This window comes from Streptomyces sp. NPDC060049, assembly GCF_042736715.1.
Lineage (GTDB): Bacteria > Actinomycetota > Actinomycetes > Streptomycetales > Streptomycetaceae > Streptomyces.
This window is the reverse complement of record NZ_JBHWVV010000011.1, coordinates 152,659-166,346: the sequence shown is the minus strand read 5'-3', so window position 1 is coordinate 166,346 and position 13,688 is coordinate 152,659. Positions and strand designations below refer to the sequence as shown.

Genomic DNA, 13,688 nt, shown 5'->3' with positions numbered 1-13,688 from the left:
ATCAGAGCAGCTTGAGGTCGTGGGCCCACACCTCGGCGTCGGACCCGGCATCCGCCTGGACCAAACGGTGTTGGACCGATACGACGACGGCGGTCTCCTCCTCGGTCAGGTGAGCCAGCACGTCGCGCTGCGCCGCGCTCAGCTGGTCGACCGGAAGTCCCGCCTCGCGCAGACTGATCAGAGGGTCGAACACGTCATCCACCCCTTTCACGGGGCCGCACGGCGGCGGCCAGATGTCGATCGGCAAGATCCGGTTGACGTAGCAGTAGGCCACCAGCTCCGCTCTGTTCCTGCAGTTGAACCGGTCGAGGAGACCGCTGATCTCCTCGCCGACGGTGTGTCTGCTCAGGCGCAGCGCCCGGGCCACGCGGTCGGTCGTGTGACCCCGCGCCACCATGGCCACGAGCACCAGGCCCCGGGTGGAGATCTCAGCACCCCGTATCGCCGTCATCAGCGCGATCTCCTCACGACGTACTCCGTACGAACAACTCACGAACCATGACGGCGGCCATGAACGAGACGCCGTGCCAGCGCGCCTTGCGTTCGAACCAGAGCCAGTCGCCGTCCGGGTTGGCCTCCAGGAACACCGGTTCCCCGGTGTCGGACACGAGCAGGTCGAACGCCCCGTAGCGCAGGTTCCACGCCGCGCACAGGGTGCGCACCGCGTCCGCCGCCGGCTGCGGGCAGTCGACGCGTGTCACCGTCACACTGTCGGGATCCGTCATCGGGCTCGACGGATCGGGCTTGCGGACATCGAAGGCGCAGATCCCGCCGTCCAGGTGGTAGACGCGCAGCTCACGGCTGTGAGCCACGTACTCCTGGACGACGACCGGACGCCCGTCGGCCGCCGGGGCGGCCGTCGCGGGATCCCGTGCCACCCCTTCGCCGCCGACGACCGAGGGCAGGCACGCCTTCCAGTTCCCCCGGTCCGGTTCGAACAGCCGGAAGTCCGGCGTCTTGACCACGAGGGTCCGCGCTCCCACGTCGCGCGCACCCGCCCGGACGTCGTTGGTGACGACCGTCCGGGGCGTCTTCACGCCCAGGCGGCGGGCCTGCGCCAACTGGCCCGGTCCCACGACCGTGCCGCCGGGCAGAGCGGCGCTCGCCGAGGACGCCACCTGCCCGAGGAACCCGGACCACGACTGCGCCTGCAACGGTGTCATCGAGCCGGCCGGCCGGGCCTGCGCCAGCAAGGCGCAAGCCGACCCGTGGCGCACCCAGACCACGGCCGGCCTGACCCGGCGTCCGGCGACGTCCAGCAGACCGGTGTCCACGTCGAGCGCCATGGGCGTCGAAGTGAGTTCGTCCTGCCGGATCAATATCGTGGGTGTTTCCAACGGCCCCGTCAATGCGTCGCGAACGATCTCCAATTCACGGCCGCCCGCGCAATTCACAAGAACCACGACGGCTTTTCCGTCGCGGTCTTCGGCATGTCCTGAACGGCTCATGCTGCGAATGCTAGCCAACGGGACGGTGAGCGAGGCGGCAGAACAGAGGCAGTTGCACGGCAGCTTGGGAAACGGCCGCTTCCGCACTGGTCGATAGGCGTAACCTCCAGCCCCAGCTACTCGATCGGCAATCCTGAGGAAACATCAATCACATTGTGGAGGGCGGACCGTGGCGAATGGTGTGGTGAACGCCGAAGAACTGACCAAGCGTTACCGCGGAAAAGAGACTCCGGCCGTCGACCGGATCTCATTCGACATCGCCAAAGGCGAGACCATCGGGTTGCTGGGGCCCAACGGCGCCGGCAAGACGACCCTGATGAAGATGATCTGCGGCGTCACCCCTCCCACCACCGGGCAGATCCGCGTGTTCGGCGTGGACCCGGCCCGTGACCCGGTCGCCGCCAAGAGCGGCATCGGTGCGATGCACCAGTCCGCCCCCTACGACGAGATGCTGTCGGCCCTGGACAACCTGCTGATCGCCACGCGGTTCAGAGGCCTCTCATGGCGCACCACCCGTCCCTGGGCGATGGAGGTGGCCGAGTACCTCGGACTCAAAGACCACCTCTCGCAGCTCGTCTTCCAGCTGTCCGGGGGACAACGCCAGCGACTGCAGCTCGTCAGAGCGCTCCTGACCATCCCCGAACTCCTGATCCTCGACGAACCCTCCGCCGGGCTGGACGTGGCCGGCCGGCACCAGATCGAGCGGTTCGTCCGCTGGCTCCGCGAGGAGAACGGCATGACCGTCATCTGGACCAGCCACATCATCGAGGAACTGGAGCGCAACGCCCAGCGCGTCCTGGTCATCAACAAGGGCAAAGTGGTCCGCTTCGCCCAGCCGAGCGAGCTCGTGAGGGAGTTCGGCGGCGCGCACCTCATGGTGAGCGTGGACGACACGGTCGCGGCCAAGGTCGTCAAGGAGTGGGCCGCCGCGGCAGGACTTACCGCGACCGCCCAGGACACCGAGGTGCGCATCGAGAACGCGCAGGTCCGGGACGTGCTGCCGCAGCTGTCCAGGCACTGCCACGACTCCGGTGTCGTGATCTCGGGGATCTCGACCGTCACCGACTCGCTGGAGCAGGTCTTCCTGCGCATGACCGGGAACGAGGGCTGAGACCGTGGCCGACCTCGGATTCAAGACCACCGCACCCGTCGGAACGGGAAAACCGGCCGACTTCACCGCCGTCTTCTACCGCGAGTACGCGCTCCTCGCCCGCAACAGGGTCAACCTCATCCTCGGCCTGACGCCCATGCTCGTCTACCTGCTGCTGGTGAACACCTCGCTGGGCAACGTCGTCGGCGACATCACCTACCGGGGCGAAACCCTTCCGTTCTCGGTCTTCCTCCTCCCCATGGTGCTGGCGATGTCGGTCGTCAGCGCGTCGGGGACGACGGGCATGGCGATGTTCCAGGAGGAGATGAGCGGCGTCTCGACCCAGCTGTGGAGCTGGCCGCTGCGCCGGTCGCGCTTCCTGGCCGGCAAACTGCTCGCCGGGGTCACCCTCGTGCTGGCCCAGAGCCTGCTGGCCCTGATCGTCGCCGCGCTCATCTTCGACTACCCGTTCCAGGCGTCCCACTGGATCTGGCTGCTGCTGGCACTGGTGCTGTCCTCGGTCGCGTTCAACGGGATCTACCTCGCGGCGGCGGTCCTCATCACCGACTACCGCACCTTCATGGTGCTCACCAGCGTGTCGGTGCCCGTCCTCGTCTTCGCCGCACCGTCCCTGTCCACGGCGCAACAGCTGCCCACCGTGCTCCAGTGGATCTCGACGGTGAACCCGGTGTCGTACGCCGTCACCGCGATGCGCGACGCCGCGATCTTCGGCCTGGAGGAGGCGTGGCCCTCCCTCGCGGTCCTCGCCGCGGTCGCCCTCGTCGCCAACTTCGTCGCCGGCCGCGCGCTGTTGCGGCGTACCCGGAACCTCTGACCCCCAGGGAGTCCCTCACCGTGCAGAACGAACACACGTCCCTGTCCTGGCTCGCCTCCCGGCAAGACCGCTCGGTGCTGTGCCTGCCGGGGACGAACAGGGCCCAACCGCCGGCAGCCACATGGGAGATGGCGACGCGCGCGGCGGCGAAGGTGGGCGTCACCAGGGTCGCCGACATCACCCGGCTCGACAGCATCGGCATCCCGACCTTCCAGGCCGTCCGGCCGCTGTCCAGGACGCTCGCCGTCTCCCAGGGCAAGGGGATGACGGCCGAACTGGCCAAGCTGTCGGCGGTGATGGAGTCGGTCGAGACCTGGCACGTGGAACAGCCGGCGCCGCCCGCGCTGACGGCCGCCCCCCGGGACATCGGCGGGGAGCTGGGCTACGAGGTCTCCGCCCTGGCGCCCTGCGCACCGAGCCTGCTCCACGACGGGCTGCCGCTGGACTGGGTGGCGGCCCGGTCGCTGGTCGACGGCGCGCGGACCTACGTCCCCGTGAACGTGGTCCGGCTGACGCTGGAGGAGCACACCGACTGGAACCCGCCGGTGTTCTTCGAGTCGACCAACGGGCTGGCCAGTGGCAACACCCGGGTGGAAGCCGCACTGCACGCCCTGTGCGAGGTCATCGAGCGGGACGCCATGACCGCGGCGGTCGCCGGGGGCGGCGAGATGGGCGTGCGCGTCGACCCGCGGACCTCGGGAGCGCCGGAGGCCGCGGAGCTGTGCGCCCTGATCGAGCGGGCCGACGTCACCCTCGAGGTCCGCTACGTACCGTCGCCCACCGGTCTGCCGTGTTTCCTGGCCTGGGTCGCCAGCCACGAGTACCCCGCTCCGATGTTCGGTTTCGGATGTCACCTCGATCCCGGGATCGCACTCACCCGCGCCGTCTCCGAGGCGGCTCAGGCCAGGCTCGCGTACATATCGGGGGCGAGGGACGACCTCCGGGACGACTTCGGACACGTGGACGTCGGCCGCCTCACCAGCGCGCCGTCCGGTGTGGGGGCCGACATCGGGAGCCTGGTCGCGGAGCCCGTCCGGCACGACAGCCTGCTCGGCGATCTCGAATACGTGGTCCGGCGGTCGGCCGCCGCCTTTTCCCACCCGCCCCTCGTCGTCGACCTGACGCGCGACGAGATCGGGGTACCGGTCGTCAAGGTCGTGGCGCCGGGCAGTCGCGTGTGTCCGGAGGTGCTGTAGTGAGCGGTTCTGTAGTGAGCGGATCCAGGGTCGTCGTCTACGCGGGGCCGACGATCTCCGCGGCCGATGTCCACGCGGTGCTCCCGCGGGCGGAGGTACGGCCTCCCGCGGGCCGGGGCGATCTGCTGGCGGAGCACTGGCGGCCGGGGGACGTCGCCGTCGTCATCGACGGCTACTTCCGGGAACGGCGCTCCGTCGGCCACAAGGAGATCCTCCACGTGCTCACCGAGGGAGCGGACGTCGTCGGCGCCGCGAGCATGGGCGCGCTGCGGGCCGCGGAACTGGCCCCGTGCGGCATGCGGGGACTCGGCGTCGTCTACGGGATGTACGCCTCGGGCGAGATCGACGGGGACGACGAGGTGGGCGTTCTGCACGGTCCGGCGGAGATGGGGTACCCGGCGCAGACCGTGGCGCTGGTGAACCTGCGCTACGGCTGCAAGGAGGGAGCCGAGACCGAACTCGTCGAGGCGCGGTCCGGGCGGCGGATCGTCGCGGCGGCCGCGGCCCTGCCCTTCACCCACCGCGGATGGAAGGACATCGAGCGGGCGCTGGACGACGAGGACCACGACGCCCTGCGGACGTTGGAGGAGATGATCGCCTCCGGCGTCTGGGACCTCAAGCGGCTCGACGCCGTGGCGGCGCTCACCGAGGTCGCGAGCCGCGGCGCCGCGGCGCCCGCTCCCGTGACGGGCGCAGTGCCCTTCACCGGGATCAGCCGCAGCCAGTCCCTGGTCCGCCGGACCCGGCGCGAGTACTCTCCCGGGCGGTGGATGTCGGACCTCGACGTCCTGGACGCCGCCCGGCTGTTCGACGAGGACTACCCCGCCCTGCACGAGGACGTGCTGTCAGGGCTGCTGGAAGACCTCGCCGGCGCCAGGGGCATGACGGCCGACGCGTACGCGCTCGCCAAGCTCGGACTCGACGACCGCTCGCCGCTGCCGGACCCCTTCACCCGCTGGTTCACGCAGACAGAGCTGGAGCAGCTCGCCGCCGCCGACCGGATCCGGACCCTCATGGTGAGGGTGTGGCCGGTGTGGCAGTCGGTCGACTGGCGGCCCGCGGTCCTGGCCCGGCTGCGGGAATCCGAGCGCTGGGACGAGTGGTGCGACGTCGTCGCCCGCGCGGACGAGGCCGCGGAGGAGGCCCGGCCCCGGCTCGTGGTCCCGCCGCCCGCGATGTGCGCGAAGCTCTTCCTGCGCCATTGGCAACGGCACGGCACGTCACCCGATGTCGAGATGGCCCGACGCGGGTTCTCCGGCCCGGACGGACTGGGCGGGGCGGTCAAGCGGTTCTTCGCCTTCGACGTCCGGCGCGGCCGTGAACGCGGCAAGGCCGCCGGACGCTGAGTCACGCGAGCGGGACCGGGCGCCCCGCGTGGAGTTCCAGGGGGCCGGAGGCCGTGGAGCGGGCTGCGAGGCTCGCCTCGATCTGGCGGCGGAGGGCCGGTTTGACGTACCGGGGGAGCTCGGCCGGGCGTACCGCCCGCCACTGCAGGAGTTCCGTGCCGGGCAGCTGGATGCGGTCCAGGGCGGCGGCGTCGAGGGTGCCGCCGTCGTAGAGGAAGCGGACGCGGGCCGGATAGCCGGGATGGTGGGACCAGTTGACGGCCAGCAGGCGGCCCGGTGCGAGGTCGAGGCCGAGCTCCTCGAGCACCTCGCGCCGGGCAGCGGCGCGCGGGATCTCGCCGAGATCGCTGTCGACGCCGCCGCCCGGCAGGTTCCAGTGGTCCGGGTTGCCGTAGGCGGGCTGCACCAGGAGCACCCCGCCCCCGGGTTCGGTGAACAGCACGCTCGCCGCCGTGAGGGCCTTGGGGCGGGCGGCCCGGTGGCCGGCGGGGTCGAAGGCGCCGGAGTGTTCCAGCTCCGCCCGGCGCGCCGGGTCGAGGCCGGCCGGGGAGCCGGGCTGGGGGACACCGCCGGCCAGGTGCGCGATCGAACCGGCGTACAGGGCCGACAGGGAGGCGCGCAGTCGCGGTGCGATCCGGGCGGGCAGGGCCTCGTAGGCCTCGTCCGGGGTGAGCCAGCGGGCCTCGGTGACCTCGCCGTCGGGGAAGGAGATCGCGGCGGCCTCCGCGGGCGTGAGCGGTCCGACGAGGTGGAGGTGGACGACGAGGGAACGGCCCAGCGGACCCGGCGGCCGGGAGTCCACGGCGAGCAGCCGCCCGACCGGCACGCTCAGGTCCAGCTCCTCCTTCAGCTCGCGGGCCAGCCCCTCCTCCGGCGTCTCGGTGTCCTCGACGCCTCCGCCCGGCAGCTCCAGCTCCGTCTTGTACGAAGTGGTCAGTACGAGGACCCGCCCGCGCGGGTCCAGCACGATCCCGGTGGCGGCCACGAGGGGGGCGGGCTGGGCGGCGTAGTAGGCACGGACCGAGTCGGTGTAGGGGGGTTGATCCGGCACGGAAGGCTCCTGGGGTGCGGGGGTGCGGGGTGTGCGGCGTGCGTGTGGTGCGCGCGCGTGATCCCTACCCGCTCGGGGAGCGTCCGTGCTCCCGCCCCGTCCCGTACTGGCCGGGGTCAGGCCCGGGCGAGGAGCATGCCGCCCATCGTGACCATGGTGGCGGCCACGATGCCGTCCAGCACCCGCCAGGCCGAGGGCCGGGCGAGCAGGCCGCTGAGCAGCCGGGCGCCGTAGCCGAGCGTGCCGAACCAGGTCAGGCTCGCCAGGCAGGCTCCGATGCCGAACGCCCAGCGCAGGTCGCCTCGGTCGGCGGCGAGCGAGCCGAGCAGCAGCACGGTGTCGAGGTACACGTGCGGGTTGAGCCAGGTCATGGCCAGGCAGGTCAGGACGGCGCGGCGGGCGCCGGCCGAGCCGGCGCCGGGGCCCTTGCCGGAGTCCGCGCCGGAGCCCGCGGCCTCGGCGGTGAGGGCGGCGCCCGGGGTGGGGCGCAGCACCCGGCGTGCGGCGAGGGCTCCGTAGCAGATCAGGAAGGCGCCGCCGATGAGGCCTACGAGGGTGAGGGCGGGCGGCCAGGCGGTGACGAAGGTGCCGACTCCGGCCACGCCGAGGGCGATGAGGGCCGCGTCGGAGAGGGCGCAGATGGCGACCACGGCGAGGACCGAGTGGCGGCGAACGCCCTGGCGCAGCACGAAGGCGTTCTGGGCGCCGATGGCGACGATGAGGGAGAGTCCGGTTCCGAAGCCCGCGAGGGCCGCCGGGATGATGCCGTGTGTCATGTCTTCGACCGTATGCAGCGGTGAGGTGAGCAGTACAGCTAAAGATTGTTACGTAGCATTAGCTGCTGTGATGGATGAGCTGCCTGTGGACCACGTACGGACCTTGCTCGCGGTGATCGACGAGGGCACCTTCGACGCGGCGGCGGCCGCCCTCCACGTGACCCCGTCCGCCGTCAGCCAGCGCGTCAAGGCGCTGGAGCAGCGGACCGGACGGGTGCTGCTGATGCGGACCAAGCCGGTACGCGCCACCGAGTCGGGGGAGGTCGTGGTCCGCTTCGCGCGGCAGCTGGCCCGGCTGGAGCGCGACGCGCGGGCCGAGCTCGGCATGGCGCAGGGCCTGGGGCCGGTGCGGCTGCCGATCGCCGTCAACGCGGACTCGCTGGCCACGTGGTTCCTGCCCGCGCTGACGGGGGTGCCGCAGGACCCGCCGGTCTGTTTCGAACTGCACCGCGAGGACGAGGGCCACGCCACCGAGCTGCTACGGGACGGCCGCGTGATGGCGGCGGTGACCTCGCAGGCCGAACCGGTTGCGGGCTGCACGGTACGGCGCCTCGGGCTCGCGCGGTACCTGCCGGTGGCGAGCCCGCGATTCGCGGCCCGGTATCTGCGGGGCCCGGTGGAACGGGACGTGCGGCAGGTGCCGGTCGTCATCTTCGACCGGCGGGACCTGATCCAGGACGCCTTCGTCCGGATGCTGACCGGCGACGCCGGCGCCGGTGCGTCGACGGTGCGTCACTACGTGCCGACGTCGGAGGGGTTCTGCGACGCGGCGGTCGCCGGACTGGGCTGGGCGATGGTGCCGCAGGCGCAGGCCGAGCCGCTGCTGGAGGCCGGGAAGCTGGTGCTGATCGCGCCCGGGCGCAGCCTGGACGTACCGCTCTACTGGCAGCAGTGGAAGCTGGACTCGCCCGCACTGGCGATGGTGGCGGAGGCGGTCGCGGGGGCGGCGGCGACAGCGCTGCTCCAGTAGCCCCGGCCGACGGGCCGGCGTGGTGACGGGCCGCCGAGTCGGCGTCCGGTACGCCCCGGCGTCCCGCGGGAGCGCCGGGACCAGGACATAGGCTGCGGGCATGGAGTCCTACACGATCGGCCAGGCGGCGCGGCTGCTCGGCGTCAGCGTCGACACGGCCCGGCGGTGGGCCGACGCGGAACGGTTCCCCACACGCCGGGAGGGCACGCGGCGGATGGTGGACGGGCCGGACCTGGCCGCGTTCTGCGTGGAGGTCGCGCAGGAGGGCGCCGAGGGCGAGGAGGCCCCGCACACCTCGGCGCGCAACGCCTTCCCCGGCATCGTGACCGGCGTGAAGCTGGGCACGGTCGACGCGCAGGTCGAGATCCAGTCGGGACCGCACCGCATCGTGTCGCTGCTGACCCGCGAGGCGGTGGAGGAACTCGGCCTGGAGGTGGGTGCGCGGGCGACGGCGCGGGTGAAGTCGACGAGCGTCTTCATCGATCGCGCGTGATCGGTTCTCAGCGTACGGAGGCCTTGAGGTGGTCGGACGCCTCGCGCGCCGCGTCGACGGCCCCGGCGCGGGCGGCCTCGCGGTCGGTGTCGGCGCGGGTGTAGGTGACGCTGACGACCATGTTGCTCAGCCGGAAGCAGACCTGCGCGGCGGCGGGGCGCTCGGGACCGGTCGAGCGGAAGCGGACGAACGCCTCGTCGCCGATGCCGGTGACGTCCACCGGCGGGGTCTTCTCCCAGCCCAGGGTGTCGGCGCGGTCCTCCCGGAGGTCCTCGACGGCGAGGTCCTCGGTGAGGACGAAGGCCTGCAGGAAGACCCCGGCCCGGGTCGGGCTCTCCTCGCGCGGGGCGGACCAGCTGCACGAGTCCGCGTCGCCGCGGCCGCCGTAGGAGGTGGGCACCAGCCGGTGGACGGTCTGCGGGGACACGAGCGTGCAGGGCCGGGGCTCGGCCGTGAAATCGCCCGGGTGGTTGCGCTGCCAGTGCCTCCACCCGACGAAGGACAGGCCCGTGACGATGAGCAGGCCGATCACGACGAGCGCGATCAGGGAGGCCCGTTCGCGGAAGGGGCGGCGCGCGGGCATGCCGGGGGGTGTGGTCACCGCGGCAGCATAGGGGCCGGGGCCGATGACAGCACAAACGTTTCCCGTACGCGCGTTCCCGGGGGAGGCCGTGCGGGCCGTGCCCTTGCGTCGGCCCGGCCCGGCCCCCGCCCCGTACGGCCCGCCCGCCCGCGCCGTGCCCCCACCCCGCCCGACGGCGACCCGTGGCCGCCCCGGTGGCACACTGGCCGGTGATCAGCCGAAGGGGAGTCCGTCGATGTCCATGTTCAGCACCCTGCGCCGGGCCGTACGCCGCGGCTACCGGCGGACCGTCGACCTCAGCCACCCCGCGCGCTCTCCGCTCGGCAGCGCCGTCGTCAACTGCGTCGTCTACCGGGACGGCGTGCGCCAGGACGGCTGCGCCGACGCCGAAGAGGCACTGCGCCGGGTCCGCAAGACGGGCGACGCCTTCGTCTGGATCGGCCTGCACGAGCCCTCGCAGACCGAGCTCGCCGGCCTCGCCGAGCTGTTCGGCCTGCATCCGCTCGCCGTCGAGGACGCGGTCCACGCCCACCAGCGGCCCAAGATCGAGCGCTACGACGAGACCCTCTTCGCCGTGCTCAAGACCGTGCGCTACGTGGAGCACGAGGAGCTGACCGCGACCAGCGAGGTCGTGGAGACCGGCGAGCTCATGGCCTTCGCCGGCGACGACTTCGTCATCACCATCCGGCACGGCGGCCGCGGTACGCTCGGGCCGGTCCGCGAGGCGCTGGAGGCGGTCCCCGACCACCTGGCCAGGGGGCCGGTCGCCGTCCTGCACGCGATGGCCGACCACGTGGTCGACGAGTACGTGGCCGTCACGGACGCGGTGCAGAACGACATAGACGCCGTCGAGACCATGGTCTTCAGCGAGCACGGCGGCCGCGGCGACGCCGGCCGGATCTACCAGCTCAAGCGCGAACTGCTGGAGCTGCGGCGGGCGGTGGCCCCGCTGGGCCGGCCGCTCCAGCAGTTGAGCACGCAGCCGGTGCCGGTCATCCCTCCGGAGATGCGCACGTACTTCCGTGACGTCGCCGACCACCTCACGCGCGCCACCGACCAGATCGGCGCGTACGACGCCCTCCTCGACTCCATCCTCCAGGCGCACCTCGCGCAGGTGACCGTCGCCCAGAACGAGGACATGCGCAAGATCACCGCGTGGGCGGCCATCGTCGCCGTCCCGACGATGGTCTGCGGGGTGTACGGCATGAACTTCGACAACATGCCCGAACTGCACTGGACTTACGGGTACCCCCTCGTCGTCGGCGTGATGGCGGTCGCCTGCTTCGTGATCCACCGCGGCTTCCGGCGCAACGGCTGGCTCTGAGCGCCGGCTTCGCGCGATCCGCCTCGCCGGCGCCGATGCGAGTCCCCGTCGAGCCGGTCGTCGACGCCGGGTGGGGTCCCGCCGTCGGCGGAGGGCGCGCCCGAAGTTGCCGGAGTCGACGCGTCGCCTGGAAGCCGCAGGCCCGCCGGGCCGGTGGCGCGGTCTCACCGGACCTTTCCGGTCTCAGTAGTTCCGTTCCGGGGGCTTGAGGTGGCCCGAGCTCTGGTAGTAAAGTTTCCTAACGAAGACGCCGGAGCAGCAACTCCCTTATGGAGGCCCAGTGTTCACCCCCCGCCGCAAACGACTCGCCGTCAGTGCCGTGCTCGGCACTGCCCTTCTCGCCGTACCGGTCACCGCCCACGCGACCGCGGCCCCCGACGCCGCGCCCGCCGCGCGGGTCTCGGCGGCCGCCGCCGTCGGGCTCGACGATCCGGTGAAGAAGGACATCGCCATGCAGATCGTCTCCAGCGCCGAGAACTCCTCGCTGAACTGGAAGGCGCAGTACAAGTACATCGAGGACATAGACGACGGCCGCGGCTACACGGCGGGCATCATCGGCTTCTGTTCGGGCACCCACGACATGCTCGAACTCGTGCAGTACTACACGAGCGTCAAGCCGGGCAACGTGCTCGCCAAGTACCTCCCGGCCCTGAAGAAGGTCGACGGCAGCGACTCGCACGCGGGCCTCGACCCCAACTTCACCAAGGACTGGGTCAAGGCGGCCTCCGACACCGACTTCAAGAAGGCCCAGGACCACGAGCGCGACCGCGTCTACTTCAACCCGGCCGTGGGCCAGGGCAAGTCCGACGGGGTCGGCGTGCTCGGCCAGTTCATCTACTACGACGCCATCGTCATGCACGGCGACGGCACCGACTCCACCAGCTTCCGCAACATCCGCAAGCGCGCCCTCTCCAAGGCCAAGCCCCCGTCCCAGGGCGGCAACGAGACCACCTGGCTCAACGCCTTCCTCGACGCCCGTGTCTGGGCGATGAAGCAGGAAGAGGCGCACAGCGACACCAGCCGCGTCGACACCGCGCAGCGCGTGTGGGTCAAGAAGGGCAACCTCAACCTCAACACCCCGCTGGACTGGAAGGTCTACGGCGACCCCTTCCACATCGGCTGACCGGCCCGGCCGGTAGGCGGCGGCCCGGGACGGACCTCCTCCCCGTCCCGGGCCGCAGCCCGCCGCCGCACCGCCCACCCCACCAGGACCGCCGCGCCCGCCAGCCCGTACGCGACCGGGATCGTCGCGCCGCCGAGCGTGCGCACCGAGACGTACGCCGCCGCCCCCGCGACCGCCACCCCCAGCCACTCGGCGCGCCCGTCCAGTGCCACCAGCGCGATCAGCAGCAGCGCGTACCAGGAGTACCCCGGGGTCGTCAGCAGGGCCGCCGTGCCCGTCACCGACAGGGCCGCGCTCCACGGCCGTCGGGGGTCGCCGCGCCACCACACGTACGCCACCACGGTCAGCATCCCGGCCGCGACCGCCGGCACCGACCAGGAGTCCGGGAGAACGAGGCGCAGCAGCGCGTAGCGGCCGCCCGCGCCCGGATCGCCGTACCCCTCCTCCTCGGCGTAGCCGCCCAGGTACCCGAAGACCGACGCGCGCGAGAGCATCGCGTACGGCAGGTACGCCAGACCCGCCACCGCGGCCGCCGGCACCAGCAGCGCCGCCGCGTCCCGCCACCGCCGTACGCCGGCCAGCGCGCCCGGGAGCGCCACGGCGGGCAGCAGTTTCGCCGCGATCGCCAACCCGAACAGGGCGCCGCCCAGGGCGCGTCGGCGCACCACGACGCCCAGTGCCGCCACCGAGAGCAGCACGGCGAGCGTGTCGACGTGCGCGTTGTTCACCCCTTCCACCGCCACCGCCGGACACCAGGCCCAGTACGCGGCCGTACGGGGCTCCGCGCCCCGGCGGCGCTGGATCAGCAGCAGCGCCCCGGTGACGCCGAGGGCCAGCAGGGCCCCGCCCGCCTGCAGGGCCTTGTGGCGCACGCCCGGCGGGGACAGGACGTGGACGAGCCCGAAGTAGCCCTCCGCGACGGGCGGGTAGACGGTGTGCACGCCGGGCCGGTTGATCCGCGTGCACACCCCGGGCTCGACGGGGACCCGGTCGGGCCCCGCGCAGCCGGCCGCGCCGCGCGGGAACAGCCAGTCGTCACGCAGCGCGCGCAGCGCCGGATCGGCCGGGGTGTGGTCGTACGGGGAGATCCCCGCGGCCTGCACCCGTCCGTCCCAGGCGTAGCGGAAGGAATCGGTGCTGGTCGATGGCGGCCCGGCCAGCCCCGCCGCGCAGCAGGCCACCGCCCCCGCCAGCACGAGCGGGACCGCGTGCCGGCCCGGCACCCGGCGCAGCGACCAGGCGGCCGCGCCGAAAAGGGCCCAGGCGGCCGCGTACCACCAGGTGAGCCGCGCGGGGTCGGCGAAGTGGCCCTCCTCGCGGACTGCCGGCAGCAGCGCGGCCGTCAGCGCGGCGAGCAGCAGCACGGTGGGGAAGGTCCGGGCGCGGGGGTGGTCCATGCGGGCCAGCCTGGCAGCGAAGGGCGCCGCCGGGCCGGCGACCGCGCCCGGCGTCC

14 protein-coding genes are annotated in these 13,688 nt (G+C 72.4%); 8 read left to right on the top strand and 6 right to left on the bottom strand.

Translation table 11 applies throughout. The annotated features are described in order from the left end of the window. Position 1: 1 nt before the first annotated feature. Entirely contained in the window at positions 2–451 is a 450-nt protein-coding gene (locus tag ACFWBY_RS22070; RefSeq protein ID WP_385333538.1) for an aroma-sacti cluster domain-containing protein, read from the bottom strand. Between the two features lie 13 nt (positions 452–464). Beyond that, the gene (locus ACFWBY_RS22065) at positions 465–1,286 is read right to left on the bottom strand and encodes a hypothetical protein (protein WP_385333540.1); all 822 of its coding nucleotides are present in this window, start codon (positions 1,284–1,286) and stop codon (positions 465–467) included. A gap of 331 nt (positions 1,287–1,617) precedes the next feature. On the opposite strand from ACFWBY_RS22065, the gene ACFWBY_RS22060 reads away from it, so the two are divergent. From ACFWBY_RS22060 to ACFWBY_RS22045, 4 genes are read left to right on the top strand one after another with little or no spacing between them, the layout of a single operon-like run. Beyond that, a complete protein-coding gene (locus tag ACFWBY_RS22060; protein WP_385333543.1) occupies positions 1,618–2,559 on the top strand; it encodes an ABC transporter ATP-binding protein in 942 nt (313 codons plus the stop codon). 4 nt (positions 2,560–2,563) lie between these two features. After that, positions 2,564–3,373: an ABC transporter permease gene (locus tag ACFWBY_RS22055; protein ID WP_385333546.1), complete on the top strand. Its 810-nt coding sequence runs from the start codon at positions 2,564–2,566 to the stop codon at positions 3,371–3,373. A gap of 20 nt (positions 3,374–3,393) precedes the next feature. Next, on the top strand, positions 3,394–4,569 hold the full coding sequence (locus tag ACFWBY_RS22050; RefSeq protein WP_385333549.1) for a YcaO-like family protein: 1,176 nt from the start codon (positions 3,394–3,396) through the stop codon (positions 4,567–4,569). Beyond that, a complete protein-coding gene (locus ACFWBY_RS22045) occupies positions 4,569–5,915 on the top strand; it encodes a TfuA-like protein (RefSeq protein WP_385333552.1) in 1,347 nt (448 codons plus the stop codon). The genes ACFWBY_RS22050 and ACFWBY_RS22045 overlap by 1 nt, the downstream gene beginning before the upstream one ends. 1 nt (position 5,916) lies before the next feature. Here the strand turns inward: ACFWBY_RS22045 and ACFWBY_RS22040 are convergent, their stop codons facing one another. Both ACFWBY_RS22040 and ACFWBY_RS22035 read right to left on the bottom strand, forming a co-directional pair. Then, entirely contained in the window at positions 5,917–6,966 is a 1,050-nt protein-coding gene (locus ACFWBY_RS22040) for an NUDIX domain-containing protein (RefSeq protein ID WP_385333555.1), read from the bottom strand. 116 nt (positions 6,967–7,082) lie between these two features. Then, complete coding sequence (locus ACFWBY_RS22035) at positions 7,083–7,742, bottom strand: LysE/ArgO family amino acid transporter (protein ID WP_385333557.1); 660 nt, start codon at positions 7,740–7,742, stop codon at positions 7,083–7,085. 70 nt (positions 7,743–7,812) lie between these two features. Here ACFWBY_RS22035 and ACFWBY_RS22030 point away from each other — a divergent pair, with 70 nt between their 5' ends. Continuing rightward, positions 7,813–8,712: a LysR family transcriptional regulator ArgP gene (locus ACFWBY_RS22030; protein ID WP_385333560.1), complete on the top strand. Its 900-nt coding sequence runs from the start codon at positions 7,813–7,815 to the stop codon at positions 8,710–8,712. Positions 8,713–8,812: 100 nt separating this feature from the next. Then, on the top strand, positions 8,813–9,205 hold the full coding sequence (locus ACFWBY_RS22025) for a molybdopterin-binding protein (RefSeq protein ID WP_385333563.1): 393 nt from the start codon (positions 8,813–8,815) through the stop codon (positions 9,203–9,205). Positions 9,206–9,212: 7 nt separating this feature from the next. Here ACFWBY_RS22025 and ACFWBY_RS22020 read toward each other — a convergent pair whose 3' ends face one another. Beyond that, entirely contained in the window at positions 9,213–9,806 is a 594-nt protein-coding gene (locus ACFWBY_RS22020; protein ID WP_385333566.1) for a hypothetical protein, read from the bottom strand. 217 nt (positions 9,807–10,023) lie between these two features. Between ACFWBY_RS22020 and corA the strand changes: the two genes are divergently transcribed. After that, the gene (gene corA, locus ACFWBY_RS22015) at positions 10,024–11,112 is read left to right on the top strand and encodes a magnesium/cobalt transporter CorA (RefSeq protein ID WP_385333568.1); all 1,089 of its coding nucleotides are present in this window, start codon (positions 10,024–10,026) and stop codon (positions 11,110–11,112) included. A gap of 280 nt (positions 11,113–11,392) precedes the next feature. Beyond that, the gene (locus ACFWBY_RS22010; RefSeq protein ID WP_385333571.1) at positions 11,393–12,235 is read left to right on the top strand and encodes a chitosanase; all 843 of its coding nucleotides are present in this window, start codon (positions 11,393–11,395) and stop codon (positions 12,233–12,235) included. On the opposite strand, the gene ACFWBY_RS22005 is transcribed toward ACFWBY_RS22010, so the two are convergent. Further along, positions 12,208–13,632: a glycosyltransferase family 87 protein gene (locus ACFWBY_RS22005; protein ID WP_385333574.1), complete on the bottom strand. Its 1,425-nt coding sequence runs from the start codon at positions 13,630–13,632 to the stop codon at positions 12,208–12,210. The two genes, ACFWBY_RS22010 and ACFWBY_RS22005, sit on opposite strands and share 28 nt — an antisense overlap. Positions 13,633–13,688: the final 56 nt, after the last annotated feature.